This window comes from Klebsiella michiganensis (assembly GCF_002925905.1).
Classification (GTDB): domain Bacteria; phylum Pseudomonadota; class Gammaproteobacteria; order Enterobacterales; family Enterobacteriaceae; genus Klebsiella; species Klebsiella michiganensis.
On the sequence record NZ_PRDB01000006.1, the window covers coordinates 141,670 to 158,466 of the forward strand.

Annotated in this window: 17 protein-coding genes and 1 pseudogene; 6 read left to right on the plus strand and 12 right to left on the minus strand. The window is 58.6% G+C overall.

The genetic code is table 11. From position 1 onward, the window contains the following. Window positions 1-73: 73 nt before the first annotated feature. Window positions 74-1,000, plus strand: coding sequence for a LysR family transcriptional regulator (locus tag CDA56_RS14890; RefSeq protein ID WP_004135593.1), 927 nt, complete (start codon window positions 74-76; stop codon window positions 998-1,000). Here CDA56_RS14890 and mdcH read toward each other — a convergent pair. The 10 genes and pseudogenes from mdcH to CDA56_RS14940 form a co-directional block, all read right to left on the minus strand. Further along, window positions 990-1,892 (minus strand): malonate decarboxylase subunit epsilon, encoded by a 903-nt coding sequence (mdcH, locus tag CDA56_RS14895; protein ID WP_064377282.1) that lies wholly within the window; start codon window positions 1,890-1,892, stop codon window positions 990-992. The two genes, CDA56_RS14890 and mdcH, sit on opposite strands and share 11 nt — an antisense overlap. Next, window positions 1,889-2,509, minus strand: coding sequence for a malonate decarboxylase holo-ACP synthase (locus CDA56_RS14900; protein ID WP_004851306.1), 621 nt, complete (start codon window positions 2,507-2,509; stop codon window positions 1,889-1,891). The genes mdcH and CDA56_RS14900 overlap by 4 nt, the downstream gene beginning before the upstream one ends. A gap of 2 nt (window positions 2,510-2,511) precedes the next feature. Continuing rightward, a complete protein-coding gene (locus tag CDA56_RS14905; RefSeq protein WP_004851304.1) occupies window positions 2,512-3,471 on the minus strand; it encodes an AEC family transporter in 960 nt (319 codons plus the stop codon). A gap of 129 nt (window positions 3,472-3,600) precedes the next feature. Next, window positions 3,601-4,401, minus strand: a complete 801-nt coding sequence (mdcE, locus tag CDA56_RS14910; RefSeq protein WP_049082734.1) for a biotin-independent malonate decarboxylase subunit gamma — start codon at window positions 4,399-4,401, stop codon at window positions 3,601-3,603. After that, entirely contained in the window at window positions 4,401-5,234 is an 834-nt protein-coding gene (locus tag CDA56_RS14915) for a biotin-independent malonate decarboxylase subunit beta (RefSeq protein WP_004851300.1), read from the minus strand. The genes mdcE and CDA56_RS14915 overlap by 1 nt, the downstream gene beginning before the upstream one ends. Next, a complete protein-coding gene (mdcC, locus tag CDA56_RS14920) occupies window positions 5,227-5,526 on the minus strand; it encodes a malonate decarboxylase acyl carrier protein (RefSeq protein WP_004102520.1) in 300 nt (99 codons plus the stop codon). Before mdcC ends, CDA56_RS14915 begins: the two co-directional genes overlap by 8 nt. Before the next feature lie 17 nt (window positions 5,527-5,543). Continuing rightward, window positions 5,544-6,386: a triphosphoribosyl-dephospho-CoA synthase gene (locus tag CDA56_RS14925; protein ID WP_103814302.1), complete on the minus strand. Its 843-nt coding sequence runs from the start codon at window positions 6,384-6,386 to the stop codon at window positions 5,544-5,546. Then, a pseudogene (mdcA, locus tag CDA56_RS14930) lies at window positions 6,386-8,040 on the minus strand (malonate decarboxylase subunit alpha). The gene CDA56_RS14925 and the pseudogene mdcA overlap by 1 nt, the downstream one beginning before the upstream one ends. A gap of 384 nt (window positions 8,041-8,424) precedes the next feature. Then, window positions 8,425-9,405 carry an IS110 family RNA-guided transposase gene (locus CDA56_RS14935; RefSeq protein ID WP_104011377.1) on the minus strand — a complete coding sequence of 327 codons (981 nt, stop codon included), beginning with the start codon at window positions 9,403-9,405 and terminating at the stop codon, window positions 8,425-8,427. Between the two features lie 363 nt (window positions 9,406-9,768). Beyond that, window positions 9,769-10,803, minus strand: a complete 1,035-nt coding sequence (locus CDA56_RS14940; RefSeq protein ID WP_004119683.1) for an AI-2E family transporter — start codon at window positions 10,801-10,803, stop codon at window positions 9,769-9,771. Window positions 10,804-11,130: 327 nt separating this feature from the next. On the opposite strand from CDA56_RS14940, the gene CDA56_RS31755 reads away from it, so the two are divergent. From CDA56_RS31755 to CDA56_RS14960, 4 genes are all read left to right on the plus strand, one after another. Beyond that, window positions 11,131-11,211: a hypothetical protein gene (locus tag CDA56_RS31755; protein WP_463730016.1), complete on the plus strand. Its 81-nt coding sequence runs from the start codon at window positions 11,131-11,133 to the stop codon at window positions 11,209-11,211. A 117-nt stretch (window positions 11,212-11,328) separates the two neighbouring features. Further along, window positions 11,329-11,691, plus strand: coding sequence for a multidrug/spermidine efflux SMR transporter subunit MdtJ (gene mdtJ / locus CDA56_RS14950; RefSeq protein WP_004851286.1), 363 nt, complete (start codon window positions 11,329-11,331; stop codon window positions 11,689-11,691). Continuing rightward, entirely contained in the window at window positions 11,678-12,007 is a 330-nt protein-coding gene (mdtI, locus tag CDA56_RS14955) for a multidrug/spermidine efflux SMR transporter subunit MdtI (protein WP_004851284.1), read from the plus strand. Before mdtJ ends, mdtI begins: the two co-directional genes overlap by 14 nt. Before the next feature lie 105 nt (window positions 12,008-12,112). Further along, entirely contained in the window at window positions 12,113-14,269 is a 2,157-nt protein-coding gene (locus CDA56_RS14960) for a putative bifunctional diguanylate cyclase/phosphodiesterase (protein ID WP_064377287.1), read from the plus strand. A 4-nt stretch (window positions 14,270-14,273) separates the two neighbouring features. On the opposite strand, the gene CDA56_RS14965 is transcribed toward CDA56_RS14960, so the two are convergent. Continuing rightward, complete coding sequence (locus tag CDA56_RS14965) at window positions 14,274-15,086, minus strand: trypsin-like serine peptidase (protein WP_103815452.1); 813 nt, start codon at window positions 15,084-15,086, stop codon at window positions 14,274-14,276. Window positions 15,087-15,918: 832 nt separating this feature from the next. Between CDA56_RS14965 and CDA56_RS14975 the strand changes: the two genes are divergently transcribed. Beyond that, window positions 15,919-16,179, plus strand: a complete 261-nt coding sequence (locus CDA56_RS14975) for a hypothetical protein (protein ID WP_224244191.1) — start codon at window positions 15,919-15,921, stop codon at window positions 16,177-16,179. A 112-nt stretch (window positions 16,180-16,291) separates the two neighbouring features. Here CDA56_RS14975 and asr read toward each other — a convergent pair whose 3' ends face one another. After that, window positions 16,292-16,660 carry an acid resistance repetitive basic protein Asr gene (asr, locus tag CDA56_RS14985; protein WP_075209002.1) on the minus strand — a complete coding sequence of 123 codons (369 nt, stop codon included), beginning with the start codon at window positions 16,658-16,660 and terminating at the stop codon, window positions 16,292-16,294. Window positions 16,661-16,797 lie beyond the last annotated feature (137 nt).

Here is a 16,797-nt window from a genome sequence, read left to right on the forward strand (position 1 = left end):
TTAATTGTGGTTATACTGTCTTGAAATCACGAAAGAAAATGCTAATGAAGACCGAAACGCGGAGCCCAGGGCAATGAAAGACGACATTAATCAGGACATCACCTTCCGCAAGCTGTCGGTATTTATGATGTTTATGGCGAAAGGGAACATCGCCAGAACCGCTGAGGCTATGCAGCTGAGCGGCGTCAGCGTCCACCGGGCGCTGCATACGCTGGAAGAGGGCGTCGGCTGCCCGCTGTTTATTCATAAAGGGCGCAACCTGCTGCCGCTCCCGGCGGCGTGGACGCTGCTGGAGTACTGCCAGGACGTCATGAGCCTGATGACCCGCGGCCTGGAAGCGACGCGTAAAGTAGCCGGCGTCGGGCAGGGCCGGCTGCGCATCGGCACGCTTTATTCCCTGACCCTTGAAACCGTGCCGCGCATTATTATGGGCATGAAGCTGCGTCGGCCGGAGCTGGAGCTGGATCTCACCATGGGCTCCAATCAGATGCTGCTGGATATGCTGGAAGATGACGCGCTTGATGCGATCCTGATCGCCACTAACGAAGGTGAATTTAATAATTCGGCTTTTGATGTGGTCCCGCTGTTTGAGGACGATATCTTCCTCGCCGCCCCGGCGACGGAACAGCTGGATACCACCGCTCCCGCCGAGCTGCGCGATTACGCCAGGCGCAAGTTTGTTTCGCTGGCGGAAGGGTTTGCCACCTATGCCGGATTTCAGGACGCCTTCCAGGTGGCCGGATTCGAGCCTGAAATCGTCACCCGGGTTAACGATATCTTTTCGATGATTAGCCTGGTGCAGGCGGGCGTAGGCTTTGCGCTGCTGCCGGGACGAATGAAAAAGGTGTATGAAAACGACGTACAGCTGCTGAAGCTGGCGGAGCCGTATCAGATGCGCCAGCTGATCTCCATTGTCTACTCACACCATCGCGAGCGCGACGCCGACCTGCTGGCGCTGGCGGCAGAAGGGCGGATGTACGCCCGCAGCCTCAGCCGTTAAGCCGGTTCGCCAGGTGACGGGCAACGTCGATACCGCTGCGCTCCAGCGCAATACACTCCCCCTGCCAGCCCGCCTTGCGGGTGAGACAGGTCAGCACGCCGCCGGGCGGCATCTCGATCGCCAGCCGCGCGTCCCGTTCGTCAGCGGCGATCATCGCTTCCTGCCAGCGCACGGTTCGCGCCATATTCCGCGCCAAATCGTCGGCAATGCTTAACGGGTCCCATAAAACGCGCGCCGTGGAACCGCTCAGATAGGCGCAGCGCGGGCGCTGCAGCGTGACGTCAGAGAACGCTTTTGCCAGCTTAGCCGCCGGTTCATCCAGCAGCGCGCAGTGGGAAGGTACGCTGACCGCCAGCCGCTGTGCTTTACCGGCGCCAGCCGCCAGCGCCAGCCGGGCCACGCGGGCCATCTCGTCGTCGCGTCCGGCAATGACAATCTGCGTTTCCGCGTTCAGGTTGGCAATATAGAGGTCGCTGTCGGCAATCAGCTTTTCCACGCGGTCGAGCGTCAGGCCCATAATCGCCGTCAGCCCGTAGCCGTGAGGATAAGCCTGCTCCATTAAATCGCCGCGCAGCGCCACCAGCCGCAGGGCGTCGGTGAAATCCAGCGCGCCGGCCATCACCGCCGCCGGGAAAGCCCCTATCGACAGGCCGCTGACCATGTCCGGATTTACTCCCTGACGCTGCAGCTCCCGCGCCCAGGCTGTGCCTGCGATCAGCAGGCACAGCTGCACCGCACGGGTATGTTTTAACGCGGCGGCGGTATCTATATGGTCTACTTCATCGCCGAGCACGGTTCGCGCTTCAGCGAGGATATTCTGGCGGTCGGGAAGCGCGGCGAGCATATCCGGCCGCTGGTTTCCCTGACCGGGAAAGGTAAAGAGAATTTTCATGCTTCCTCCCTGTTCCACGGCGCAGCGGTCAGGCGCGCGCCGCGGGACGTTTTCAGCAGGACGCGGCCATCGCGCAGCCACTCATTTAGCGCGAAAGCCCCTGCTGGCGTTTCGACCTGGGTATCCGCCCGGCAGGGCAGCTGCGCGACGCGGGACTGCCAGGCGAGCAGCGCTTCGCGAGCGATCGGCTGCGGCGCGCGGATCAGCAGATCGAGATCGCTGGCGGCGTGAAGCACCGGAATCTCGGTGGCCAGCGCGTAGCCGGTGCTGCCGGTAATGCCCCAGCGCCACGGCCAGGGGTGTAAGGTCAGTGATATCGCCGCCTGTACCGGCGGCTGGGAGACAAACGGCGAGCGCAGGAGCTGTTGGCGATCGGCGAGGGTTTCCGGGCTGACGGTACGGACGATATTTTCCCTCTGTACCCAGCCTGCGGCCCGCTGATCGCGCTTCATCCCCCGTACGCCCACCGGAATGCGGGCGTTAGCATCAACGTCGCGTCGTACCACCACCGGCAGGCTAATACGCCAGTGCTGCGCGACCCAGGACTCCTCAATCGCCTCCAGCGCGGCGGCATTATTCAACCAGACTAAATCATGAGGACGCGGCGTTGATGACATCGTTAGATTCCTGACGTTAAGGTGATAAACAGCGGCAGCGACAGAATACACAGAACCGAGCTTAACAGCAGCACCGCTTCCGCATCCGGCGACTGCACGCCAAAGCGGTTGCCGAAGACCACGCCAAAGAAACCGGCCGCCAGCGCAATCATCAGAATGGCGGTAATGGCGATAGAGCCGTGCAGCCCCAGCAGCATCACCAGACCCCAGGCGATAAACGGCTGCACCAGCAGTTTGACGATAGTGGAAGTGGCAATCAGCGCATTGAGCTGCAGCTTACGCGCCGACAGAATCACCCCGGTCAGGAACAGCGCGGCGGCGGTCGCCGCCAGGCCCAGCGGTTTGATAGAGGCGAGCAGCAGATCCGGCATTTTGATACCGATGGCCGAAAGCACGACCCCCAGCAGCGGACCCCAGACAATCGGTTTTTTCACCGAACGCCACATCAGAACCGGCAGCATTGCCAGCGTCGAGCCGCTGTTCTCTCCGGCGGCGAGCGCTTTTTCACGTTCCAGAATCAGCAGGCAGAACGGCGTCATCAGTACCGATCCGCAGGCGATGGAAACGGCGACGGAAAGGGAGGTGGATGCGCCTTCGCCGAGCACGCTGCCCAGAATCGGCAGGCCAAGCGCGGCGTAGTTAGGCAGCGCGACGGTCAGGGTCAGCACGGCGGCATCCTGCGGCGAGCGCTTGAAGACGCGGGTCGCGAGGAAGTAGATGGCCGCATAGGTAATCCACATCGCCCCGGTCAGCACCAGCACCAGCGGCGATTGCGCGACAATACCGCTCCACGGCGTTTGTACCGTGGCGCTGAACAGCGTGGCGGGCAGGGCGAAGTCCATCACGAAGATGTTGAGTAAAGAGACGTTTTTGTTATCGACCATTTTGGCCTTGCCGGCCCAGAAGCCCAGCAGCATGATGACAAAAATCGGCGCGAGGGCATGAATAATCACATAAGTCATAAATCACCTGTAAATGAAAATAGAGTACTGGCGCGATTGTTATAATTTCTAAAAGCGGTTTATTTCCGGGGCGCGCGATGGCGCCCCGGGCGGCCGCTTCCGGCAGGTTTTCTTCTACTTAGGGACTGACTACCAGCTGGCGCGCATGCGATCGCGCACCTGTTGGGAACTACGGCGGTTCTCCGCGCCAAGGCGGCACTTCAGCGAGACATCCCGGCGGGCGTCAGCGATGGCGTCGCGCAGGGTGTCGGTGACCAGCGTCAGATCGCGGGCGTCCGGCGCGTCAGGATTGCTGATATCCAGCAGGGCGGAGAGCAGGCCGAGCGTTGCGTAGTTGCTGACGTCATAGGCCATCGGCGGAATGGTTGCCGCCAGTTTCTCCAGCGCCTCAACGGTGCGCAGGGTGATCCGCGCGGCGGACTCTTTACCCATCGCATGCACCAGTACCCCGGCGTCGTTAAAGGCGATCAGACGATTGGCCTGGTAGCCGTGGGCGAGAAACGCCCCGGACATCGCTTTGCCGACGATCAGGCCAATCACCGGATGTCCGGCAAGCCGCGCCTTGGCGTAGGCGCCCGCGGCGCCCGCCAGCGCCTGATGAATACCGAACGCTTCTTCGCGACGGCCATAGGCCTGGCTGGGGACATCGATAACCGCGATAATCGGGCGCTTCACCGCGTTATTGGCATCGGCGTCGATGGTTTCGTTGACCACTTTGGCCAGCGTCCAGCCTTCGAGCAGGCCGACTTCACCCTGAGCGGCGCGTGGATAATGGTTATTAGCATCCGGCACCACGGCGATAAAACGGGCGGTTTCACCGTTAAAATCGGCATCGGCAACCTGCACCGAGGGGCACAGACCGGTCATTAGCGGGGCGTTCGGCGCCAGCTGGTTTAGCCACAGCGCGGCGCGGTTTGTGAACTGGCTCATTATTTCTCCTCCCGGGCGAATAGCTGTTTGATCTGAGCGGTATCCGCCTGCTGGCGGGTATCGAAATGGGTCAAACGGGTCAGGAAATCTTCATATTTGTCGCTGCGATGCTGCGCGGGCACGCCTTTGGCAATGGCTTCGTTCATCGCGCTTTTCACCGCGTTGATGCCATCGCCCACCAGGGCATCCACCAGACCGCTGGCGTAGCGAATTTCGCCGCCGGTCATGCTCCAGATAAACGGACGGTCGCGGGAGTCGTACTCTTCAATCCCCGCTTCCTGTTCAATCACCTGCGGTCCGTTGAGGCCCAGACGCGCTTCACGGGTGACAATCAGGTAGCTGCACAGCGCCGCGGCGATGGACATCCCGCCGAAGCAGCCGACGGTACCGGCGACAATGCCGATTACCGGGGTGTAGCGGCGCAGGTCGACAATCGCGGCGTGAATATCGGCGATGGCGGCAAGGCCCAGATTGGCTTCCTGCAGGCGCACGCCGCCGGTTTCCAGGCACAGAACCGCCTGGGTAGGAATGCCGTTGCGGTTATCTTCCGCCGCCAGCTCAAGGGCGGCGGCCATTTTCGCGCCGGAGACTTCGCCCATGCTGCCGCCCTGGAAGGTACCTTCGATGGCAATGACTACCGCCGGCTGGCCGTTAATGGTGCCTTTTGCGACGACCATACCGTCGTCGGACTGCGGGACGATGCCCTGCGCGCCGAGCCACGGGGACATAATGCCGTCAAAGGGATCCAGCAGTTCGCGATAGCTGCCGTCATCCAGCAGGGTGCGGGCGCGTTCACGGGCGCGGAGTTCAATAAAGCTGCGATCGTTACGCATGAGCCACCTCCTCAAAAACCTGTTCAATACGGATCCGCGCGACGCCGGGCGTGGCGCCGAAATCGTGGATGATCAGCTGTCCGCCGGGCAGGCCGTTAATCAGGCTCAGTCGTTCGAACAGCGCGTTCCAGCGCGCCTGGCTGTTGTCCACGGAGGTGGTGATTTCGACGTTGAGCGTATCGCTCTGTCCGGCGGTATAGAGCACTTCCATATCGCCGGAGCCGACAACGCCTGCCAGCGCTTTGCCGCTGAGGGCGCGGTTGGCAGGGAATGACAATTTAATCTGTTCCATAACATCCTCTGAATGCGTTAAGCGGAAACCCGGTCGAGAAACAGGGTGGCGGCAAGAAGATCCGCCGCGCCACCCGGCGAGGCGTTCTGCGCCAGCATCTGCACGTCGAGCCGCGCCAGCGCGGCGCGCCCCCTGGCTGTCGCACATCCTCCTGCCGCCAGCACCTCGCCTGCGCCTTGCCGCATCGCCTCAAGGCCCGCCATTCCGGCGCGGGAGAGCACGCAGGTATCGCTAAGCGAGGTCATAATCGCCATCAGCGCGTCAAGCCGGGCCTGATCCTCGCTGGCTCCCGCGGCCCGACTGCGCAATAGCTGCGGCAGCGCCAGGGTGGTGATGTGCGGAAAAGCGCGCTGCGCTTCTTCCCGCGCGCCGGGAACCTGCCAGCGGCGGCTGGCGCGCAGACCTTTACTGAAGGTCTTTGGCGCGCAGGCGTCCGGCAGACGGGCCAGGGCGGCGGCGGTTTCCGTAATTCTCTGTGCCTGACCCTCCTCCCCGAGCATCGCCGTCGCGCTGACCAGCAGGCCCAGCGCCCAGATAGCGCCGCGATGGGTATTGACCCCGGCGGTCGCCTGCATCATCCGCGCTTCGCCTTCGCGGCCAAGCCGGCCAACGGTTTCGCGCAGGGCAACGTCGGCCGGACGCCGCCAGCTCTGCTGAGCCAGCGCGTGAAACGTCGGCTGCAGGCTGTGGGCCGAACGCTCCATCAGGGCCAGGTTCAGGTCCTGATGCGCGCCGTTGCCGCGGCTATCCACCAGGCCCGGCTTTGGGCTGAGTCGCGCTTCGTCAACCAGGCAGGCGCTGGCGGTCTGGGCCAGCCAGCGGGCCCGGGTTTCAGCAACGTGGGGAGAGAGTTTTTTCATTACCAGCTCCGGAATTTTGCCGGTGGGTTGTACAGACCGTCGGACCACTCCACCAGATCGGCTACGCTGCCGGCGGCGAGCAGAGAGCGGGTGGCGTCGCTGCGGCGGATACCGATATCTTCCGGATAGACGACTTTGCCGCTTTGGCGCAGTGCGGCCACGCGTTTGGCGTCAACGCCGAGCCCGATATCGGTGATCCCGGCCACGGCCGCCACCATTGCCCGGCGCTCTTCCAGGCTTTCCGCCCGATAGAGATAGGCGATGCCTTCTTCGGTCAGCACGTGGGTGACGTCATCGCCGTAAATCATCACCGGCGCCAGCGGCATTCCGGAGGTTTTGGCGACCTCAACGGCGTCGAGTTTTTCCACGAAGGTCGGTTTCACGCCCGCCTGGAAGGTTTCCACCATCTGAACGACCAGCTTTTTACCGCGCTGCATCGGATCCGGTTCGGTGATCATGTTGAGCCATGCCGGCGTAGCGTGGCGTCGACCGTGCGGGTCGTGGCCCATATTCGGCGCGCCGCCGAAGCCGGAGAGGCGGCCGCGGGTCACCGTCGAGGAGTTGGCGTAGCCGTCAACCTGTAAGGTCGAGCCGATAAACATATCTACCGCATACTGTCCCGCCAGCTGGCAGAACGCGCGGTTGGAGCGCATGGAGCCGTCGGCGCCGGTGAAGAAGATATCCGGACGCGCGCGAATGTACTCTTCCATTCCCAGCTCTCCGCCGAAGCAGTGCACGCTCTCGACCCAACCGCTTTCAATTGCCGGAATAAGGGTGGGGTGCGGGTTCAGCGTCCAGTGTTTACAGATTTTGCCCTTCAGGCCGAGCTGTTCGCCGTAGGTCGGCAGCAGCAGTTCGATGGCGGCGGTGTTAAAGCCGATCCCGTGGTTCAGGGATTGCACCTGATGCTCGGCGTAGATGCCTTTAATCGCCATCATCGCCATCAGGATATGTTCCTGCTTAATCAGGCGCGGATCGCGGGTAAACAGCGGCTCGATAAAGAACGGTTTATCCGCGACGACCACGTAGTCAATCCACGAACCGGGTATATCCACGCGCGGCAGATCGCACTCGTCATCGACCAGTTCGTTAACCTGCGCAATAACGATGCCGTCATGGAACGCGGCGGCTTCCACCAGCGCCGGGGTATCTTCGGTGCTCGGCCCGGTGTACAGGTTGCCCTTGCGGTCGGCTTTGTAACCGGCGATCAGCGCGACGTTTGGCGACAGGTCGACGTACAGGCGAGAGTAAAGTTCGATGTAGGTGTGGATAGCGCCGATTTCCAGCAGGCCATCTTCCAGCAGCTGCGAAATACGCAGGCTTTGGGTACCGGAGAAGGAGAAATCAAGCTTGCGGGCGATACCTTTTTCGAAGAGGTCCAGATGCTCGCTGCGCCCGACGCTCGGCATAATCATATGCAGGTCGTGAATTTTTTGTGGGTTAACTTCCGCCAGCATCCGCGAGAGGAAATCAGCCTGTTTCTGGTTGTTGCCTTCCAGCACCACCCGGTCGCCGGGGCCAACAGCTGCTCAAGAACGGCGACCAGCTGGTCGGTGGGGATCACTTTGCCCGAGACCTTCGCCTCGGTCAGTCGCCGCTGTTTTTCCGTACGGCGACGGTTCCAGACGCGTCCCGTCGTTTGTTCGGCACTCATTATTAACCTCCTGATTCGACGAATCGTTTTGATTGTCCTGGTGTGGAAGTAAGTGTGCGTCGCGAGGTGGCGGGCATCAATTAAGGCCGATGGCTAATCGTTAGCGTAAGAGTAATGATTGGCGGGGCAGAGATGTGATGACGATCAATAATGATTGCGAATGATTGGTCTACGAGCAGGGGACGTACCGGGTTGAGGCATTGGCGCGGCTTCCCGGCTCGCACTGCGTTTAGCCGGGCTACGGGTTAAGGGCGTCTGCGGGCCGGTAGATACTGTGAACGCCTGCAACCATTTTTAGTTGCCGATACTTTCTCCGGCTCCCGGATGACAGGCACACCAACGACAGCACTCTCTGGTGCTGTCGTTTTTTCTCAGGGAACGTTGTTACGCTATCAACAGCTCATGCTGTGAGGCATCGAACGTCTTTCCTGACTTCAGTACTCCATAAGCCACCTGCGCCAGCTTTCGCATCATCGCCCCTATGATGACTTTTGCCCGCTTTCCGCTCTCTTCCAGCCTTTTCCTGAACGCTTTTCCCCACGCCGTATGGTACAGCGCCGATAACGCTGGCATGTATAACGCCTTGCGCAGTTGAACCGGCCCCGCTTTGCTCATCCGGCTCGCCCGCATCACGCTGCTGCCCGACTCATGCTGCACCGGCGTCAGTCCTGCATACGCCGCGAACTGCCGCGCTGTACCGAACTTCAGCCTCAGGCCCGTATACGCCAGCAGAACAGCCGCTGTTTTCTCCCCGATGCCCGGAATACTGTTCAGCAGCTTCCGCCGTCGTTTCATATCCGGGTCGTTATCCGTCAGGTCTTTTATCTGTTTTTCGATACGTGCCAGCTCCGCGCTCAGACATCCCAGCAGGATATCAATGCTGGCCAGCTGAACCTCCGGCGCGGTTTCCCGCCGGTTTTTCTCCTGCGTCTGCATCTCTGTCAGAGCCTGATGCCTTAACACCAGGGCTTTCAGTGCCCGCTCTGTCGGATGAGGGGCCTCCCAGGCTGACGGGCGTTTTTCCCGGCAGAAGTGAGCCAGCATACGGGCGTCCACTTTGTCAGTTTTACTGCGCAACCCCTCACTCTGTGCGAAAGCTTTACTGAGGGCGGGGTTGATGATGGACACGGTATACCCGGCATCACTCAGATGCGCGGCCGCGTCTTCCATGTAGGTGCTGGTGGACTCCATGCAGACATGGGCACGGTTCACGTCATGGCCGCGAAGCCAGCGGACCAGCGCTTCGTGTCCGGAGAGGGTATTGTCAAATTTTTTACAGCGATGCCGGCCATCAGGGCGAAGAATATCGATATCCAGTTTAGCTTTGGCGACATCAATACCGATGAAGTGGAGTTCATTTTCCATAGTGAAACCAACCTTGCAAATACGGGTTACCGGTGAAAGCCGGTCCATGATACTGTCCGGTTTATCACATGAGAAAGAACGGCGGTCCGGTGCAAAGGATCTACGGAACAGGCGCGAAAGCCTAAGCCCGGACACGGCATCCGGACCGCCATCAGAGAGAACTGGCCGGTTCTTTCTGACGGAGTAATCATACAAGCCCGGACAGATGCGCCGCATCGCCTCCGGGGAAGTTCAGCGGCTCCGCGCTCTGCTCCCGGGGGCGGCGCAAAGCGCCTGCCCGGGCTACAGGTTAAGGGTCGTCTGCGGGCCGGTAGCCCGGACAGATGCGTCAGCATCGCCTCCGGGGAAGCGTGCGCAATGGCGTTAGTTTTTACTCAAATCACTCAGCAGAAAGGCAATACTTTGCCCGGCCACCGTCTGTTCGAGGGCGATTTTGACGATAATCGTCAACGGTACCGAGAGTAGCATACCCACCGGGCCCAGCAGCCAGCCCCAGAAGATCAATGACAGGAAGACCACCAGCGTCGACAGCCCCAGCCCGCGGCCCATAATGCGCGGTTCAAGAATATTGCCGAACACCAGGTTAATCACCAGATAGCCTGCCAGGACCACCAGCGCTTCGTACAGACCGCCAAACACCAGCACCTGCAGGATCGGCGGGATCGCCGCGAGCACCGAACCAATGTTGGGAATGTAGTTGAGCGCAAAGGCCAGCAGTCCCCACATAAAAGCAAAGCGGACGTCCAGCAGCACCAGCATTCCCCAGACCACCAGGCCGGTCACCAGGCTGATGGCGGTTTTTAACACCAGGTAGTGGGAGACGCTATCCAGCGCGCGCTGAATCGCGCCCATTCCCTCCACCGGCCGCGACATCAGCTGCTGCAGCTTCGCGGGAAGCTGCGGCACTTCCAGCAGCATAAAGACCACCGTCAGCAGCAGCAGGAAGATAGAGGACATCGCGTTGGAAAGCTGGGTGAGCAGGCCGGTCACCAGCGTCATCACCGCGTTGGGGTCAATATACTTGTTCAGCTCCACCACCGACACGGTAAAGCCGAAGCGCTGTAGCCAGGGCGCAACGGTCTGCATCGGTTCATAGAGATAATTACGGTACTGCGGCAGGGTGCGCGCAAGCTCGTTAAGCGACGTGCCGAGCGAGGCCAGCAGCACAACGGCCAGCAGGACAATCACGCCGACCAGGAGCGAAATAGCCAGCACCCGCGGTACCCGGCAGCGCACCATGAGCTGAACCAGCGGGTTTATCACCACCGCCAGAAAGATCGCCAGAACAAAAGGAACGATAATATCCGCCGCGAAGCGAATGCCTGTCAGGATGATAACCAGCATGCCGAGCATGATGACTATTTTTAAGCCGTTAAGCGTGATGATGGGTTTGGCCATACCGCTCCCTGCGAGAGAAAAAATGGGGTCTAATGTGAGTCATTGTAGACGTTGGCAAAGTCGGCGTCTCAGCGCGTCGCGTCCGCTAAAATGAAAAAAAACGACCAATTAATCAATAATGGCCGGAACGATATCATAATGGTGATTGCGATCGGAAAAAACTAATCCAAATCAAATACCAGAGGTAAAGAACTGCAAAGACTTTGAGTTAAATGTGGCGTTATGGTACAAATCTGCGTGTGTATAACTACAGAGGACAATTTTGATCCGCAAATGACGAGAAGCAATACCGCGGATAATTGTAATTTTATGGACAATCAGTTCAGGATGTATATTTCTTTTCACCCTGCAGTATCCCTCTCTCACTCCCGCTTTCTCGGCGAGCAGCACTGGCGCTCGGCGCTTTAGTCTTCTTCTCTCTGCCTGAGCTGGCGCGCTGCGCACGGCTAATTTAACGTCAGAATTTTTCCGGTTTACTTCTCTGTAAGCCGCCATGGATTATATTCTCAAGCAGGAGAAGGGATCATGTTTTATTGGATTTTATTAGCTTTAGCTATCGTTGCTGAAATTACCGGCACGTTGTCGATGAAATGGGCAAGCGTAAGCGGCGGCCATACTGGTTTTATTTTAATGCTGGTCATGATCGCGCTTTCTTATATTTTTCTGGCTTTCGCGGTGAAAAAAATCGCCCTCGGCGTGGCCTATGCCCTCTGGGAGGGGATCGGCATTTTACTGATCACTATCTTCAGCGTCCTGCTGTTTGATGAGACGCTGTCGACGATAAAAATCGCCGGCCTGGTGACCCTGGTCGCCGGGATTGTTTTGATTAAATCGGGGACGCAGAAAGCGGTGAAGCCGGGCAAGGAGAAAGCGCATGCAACAGTTTGAGTGGGTCCACGCCGCCTGGCTGGCGCTGGCGATTGCGCTGGAAATTTTGGCCAACGTTTTTCTGAAATTTTCCGACGGCTTTCGACGTAAATTCTACGGCATTATGTCGCTGGCGGCGGTCCTGGGCGCCTTTAGCGCGCTTTCGCAGGCGGTCAAAGGAATTGACCTGTCGGTGGCCTATGCGCTGTGGGGCGGTTTCGGTATCGCGGCGACCATTGCCGCCGGCTGGGTGCTGTTTGGCCAGCGGCTGAATCATAAAGGCTGGGCCGGTCTGCTTCTGCTGGTGGTCGGCATGGTGTTAATTAAACTCGCCTGATATGATGCCGCCTGTGAATGCGGGCGGCAAATTCTGCTCTCTGTATTACGCTTAAAAAAGAGCCAGTTCGGCGTATTTTGCTGCCGGCCGATATGAGGGCAGAACATGATTCATTTGCCAGGCTGGCGCAATATTCCCTCCGCCAGAACGCTGTCCATCATGATTGTCCTCGCCGGGATCGGCTTAATCGTGTCCATTGTTTCGCTTCTTTATCTCACCCAACACCTGATCGGCCTGAAAGCAAACGAAATTGATAAGCATCGTTCCGTGCTATCGGTGGATGGGGCGGTGCAGACCTCGGTGAACCGCGTGCTGTCGCTGGTGATGGATAACGCTATCTGGGATGATGCGGTGCATCAGACCTATGCCGACAGGCTCGATCCGCAATGGCTCTACAACTCATGGGGATCGGGTTTTAAAATCAATAATCTCTATGACGGCACTTTCGTACTCGACCAGCACTATCGGGTGCTGTGGGGATCGTTTCGCAGTGAGAGCTTTACCGAGCAGGATGCCCAATTCCTCGGCAACGGTTTTCGTGCGCTTATCTCGCAGCATGCCGCCGCGCTGCGCAGCGGTAAAAGCGCTTATGCCGGCATCACGCGAACCCGCGCCGGTATTGCGTTTATTGGTATTGGCCTGATTCGCCCGACGGCAGGGCGGCTACAGGTGCATGATGATACGCGTCGCTATCTGGCGATCACCCGCCATATCAACTCGCAAATGCTTGAGCGCCTGGGCGACACGTTTCAGATTCGCAACCTGCACGTCACGCCAGGCGGCGGTGAATACAGTATTCCGCTACGCACCCAGGCCGGGGAGATCGTGGGTTACCTGAGCTGGCAGCCGGGGCTTCCCGGCGCGGAAGCCGCGCGGGCGGCCTCCGACAGTATGCGGCTGATTGCCGCCGTGGCGGCTGGGCTGATCCTGCTGTTTATTCTCTTCAGCTACCTCGGGCTTTACAAGCTGGCGCGCGGCGAAAAGCTGGCGCGCGACAGTGCCATGACCGACTGGCTGAGCCGCCTGCCAAACCGACGGGCGCTGATCGAACGCCTTAACCAGGTGTGCGAAACCTCCCAACACCAAATGCAAAGCGTGGTATTTATCGATCTCGACGGCTTTAAGGATGTTAATGATAACTACGGCCATGACGTTGGCGATGCGCTGATTATTCATATCGCTAAAGAACTTCGGGAGCGCGTTCCGCCTGAAGGGATGCTGGCGCGTATGGGCGGCGATGAGTTCGCGATGACGGTAAGCGGCGAACAGGCGGTAAATCAGGCGCTGGCTTTTGCCTGGGCGGTACTGGAACTGTTAAAAGCGCCCGTTATCCTCAACGAGCGAAAAATTTATATCAGCGCCAGTATCGGTATCGCCAGCGGCCTCCCGGCAAGCTGCTCCAGCACCGAGCTTTTTCGCCGCGCTGATATTGCCATGTACCATTCGAAGAAAACCGGCAAAGGGCGCACGACCTGGTATGACGAAGCGCTCAGCGACGCGCGGCAGTATCAGCTGAATATCGAAAATGGCATTCGTCAGGGACTGGAGAACGAAGAGTTTGATGTCTGGTATCAGCCGATTGTCAACGCCGATACGCTGGTTATGGAAGGCGTGGAAGCGCTGCTGCGCTGGCCGCGGCGTCCTCAGGGGGCACTGCCGCCGGATGCGTTTATCGGTATCGCCGAAAGTAGCGGTTTGATCTACGCGCTTGGCCAGTTTGTGCTTGAACGCGCCTGTAGCGAACTGCAGCCACTGGACGATCTGCTGCTGTCGGTGAATATCTCCCCGGCGCAGTTCCGCGATCCGGAGTTTGAGTCGCGGGTGGTGCAGGTGCTGGGCCGCTGTCATTTCCCGGCCCGTCGGTTACAGCTCGAAGTCACGGAGAGCTACGTTCTGGAGAATCCCGAGCGGGCGAAGTCGGCCATTGAGAACTTAAGGGCGCTTGGCATCGCGGTGGCGCTCGATGATTTTGGCACCGGCTATTCCAGCATCGGCTATTTACGCAGCTTCAGCTTCGACAGTCTTAAAATCGACAAGTCCCTGGCCGGTCTGGTGGATGTGGATACCCAGGCGGCGGAGCTGGTGCGCGGGACCGTCCGTATTGCCGGAGCGTTAGGCATCACGGTGGTGGCGGAGGGCGTTGAGAATCAGCAACAGCTGGCGCTGCTGCGGCGGGCGGGATGCGACAGATTGCAGGGTTTCTTCTTCAGTGAGCCGATGCCCGTCGCGTCGTTATTGCAGCTGCGCCAGCAGCAAGGCTGACCGCTTACTGGGCTGCCAGCGCTTCAAGCTTATCGCGAAAGCCGGTGACGGAGATGGCGCGGTTGTCCGCCCGCCAGCGATCTTTTGGTCCAGGCGCCGAACTCTGCACCGCAATCACCTGCCAGCCGTCGTCGGTTTTCAGCAGCAGCGGCGAGCCGCTATCCCCCGGCAGCGTATCGCACTGATGAGAGAGCACCGATGTCTGCGCCCAGCCGGTGACTACGCAATCCTGGTGGGTATAGAGATTATCCAGATGATCTTCCGGATAGCCAGACTGAGTCACTTTTCGTTCTGCGGTTTTTAGCGCGGCGGTCAGATCGGCTTTGCTGCCGCTAAAAATCGGCACCGGCGTAATGCCGGAAGGGGCGTAGCGCAGCACGATAAGGCCAAAATCCCGCGGCGCCGCGGCGCTGGGAACTATCCAGCCATCGCCGTCCGCCTTAAGCCGTTTCCCCAGCGAAGGATCTACGCGGCCTTCAATACCGTGAATTTCGTACACCCAGCCGCCTTTACGCGAGATAAAACGCAGCGCGACGGGTTTATCCGGTTTGCCTTTGGGCGGCGTGAGCAGGCAGTGCCCGGCGGTGAGCGCCAGATTGGGGGCGATAAGCGTGGCGGTACAGAGATTACCGCTGGCGGTTTCCAGTTGCCCAATCGCATCCCAGGGATCGTCCGTGGGGTTGCTGACCGGTTTTCGGTCGTCATGACCAAAAAACAGCGTCTTAATATCTTTTGCACTCATACCATCATCGTCGGCCTGGACCAGCGCTGGAAACAGGGAAATTGAACACAGTAATAACAGGACGTCTCTACGCATATCACTCTCTGGGGAGATAATTATGTATATTGAAAGTAGCAGCAGATTTAAGTTTATGAAAGTTAAGAATAATTTTAATTAAGCCAGGCGGCAGGCGAAATCAGCAAAAAACGCCAGTCGCTTACGGATGAATGGCGTGAATTCAATATGTTAACGCCATTTTCCTGCGGCGTTATTTCCGCAGAAAAGGGCAGCGGAAGCAACATAAATCGTGTATCCGAACGTACAACCGGCGGGTGCCGAATAAAGGATTTGCGGTTCAGCTTTTTCTCAAGGCAGTTAATGGCGAAAACGGCCAATATCACGCAAAAAAAGAGATATCTTCACAGGAAAATCGGACTTCTTTACCTGTTTATCACTTACTTTCAAAGCGAAACATTTTCTCACCGAAAACGTTGTTATTGCTATCACCTTGTTGAGCAAACAGAGATGTTATCCCGGCGATGATATCTGCAATGTCAAACACCCGATGTACGGGAGGATTTATGTCTAAACAAGGTATTCGCGCATTGGTTTACGTTTCGCTGGTATCAGCAATGATTTGGGGCGCGACGGGCTATCTGCTGGTGACGGCGGTTCACGTTCTTTAATCCGCGACCTCACCGTGGTGGAACCAGGCATGTTTAAGCGGCGGGCTGAGCGCGTTTTGCGGCCAGCGCCGCCCGTTCCGGCGTTTTATTGATAGCTAAATCCCCGGGCAGGCCGCCGGTGTTCTCGTCAGCAAAATCTTCGTCCCTTACATTTTCTCAGCGCTAACGCTGCCGGCAATATTGCGTGAAGGTGCCGTTGCGCAGCAGGTGGCAACAAAGCGTAGCGGGTGATGGCAGGTTTGGTGACCGCATTAAGCGACCCCAACGATATTCTCTTTTTTCCGCAGTCTATTCATATCGCCGACGGTATCGGCTGCTGTCTGGGGCTGTTGACGGCGGTGTGGGTGCGTATCGACCGGAGCGTGCTTTCGCTTGATATTCTGGCGGTTCGTCGTTGGCTAACGGCGCGTTACGTCAAACGTTTGACGACGGTCTCGGCGACAACCTGTGGCAGCAATAGGTTTAGTAAAGAAAAAAACGGCTGGCGACCAGCGCGCAGATAATCAGCAGGATCAGGATGAGCTCAAAACGATAGCGCCGCAGCATGGTGCTCTCCAGAAAAAAACGGCGCTGAAGCCAGCGCCGATATCATATCACATCGCTTAACCCGGGAGATTAAGCAGCCGGTTGTGCAGCTGGTTTAGCGGTATGATGTTTGGTGGTTTTGTGGTGTTTTTTCGCTGCCTGTGCTTTCTGAGCTACTGGTTTAGCAGCGGCTTTTTTGTGTTTCTTAGCGGCCTGAGCTTTCTGGGTGGCAGCGGGTTTAGCGGCTGCTTTTTTGTGCTTTTTCGCAGCCTGCGCTTTCTGCTCAGCAGCCGGTTTCGCAGCGGCGGTATGGTGTTTCTTGTGGTGGGTCGCTTTAGCGGTGGTGCTGTGAGTTGCAGCAGCCGGCGCCGGAGTCGTGGTGGTGGCAGCATCGGCAGCGAAAGCAACAGAAGACAGACCCATTGCAGCGGCAACGACCAGAGCTAATACTTTTTTCATTCTGATATCCTCGAAAAGGTTTCTTGTTTCAACCCCACTGCGGGGCCGTTGAAAGAACTATATGCCTGTCTTATCGAGGTTTCCGTGAGTGTTTGGTATCGGCGTGTAACCATATGTACAACGCGCTGCTACAACAA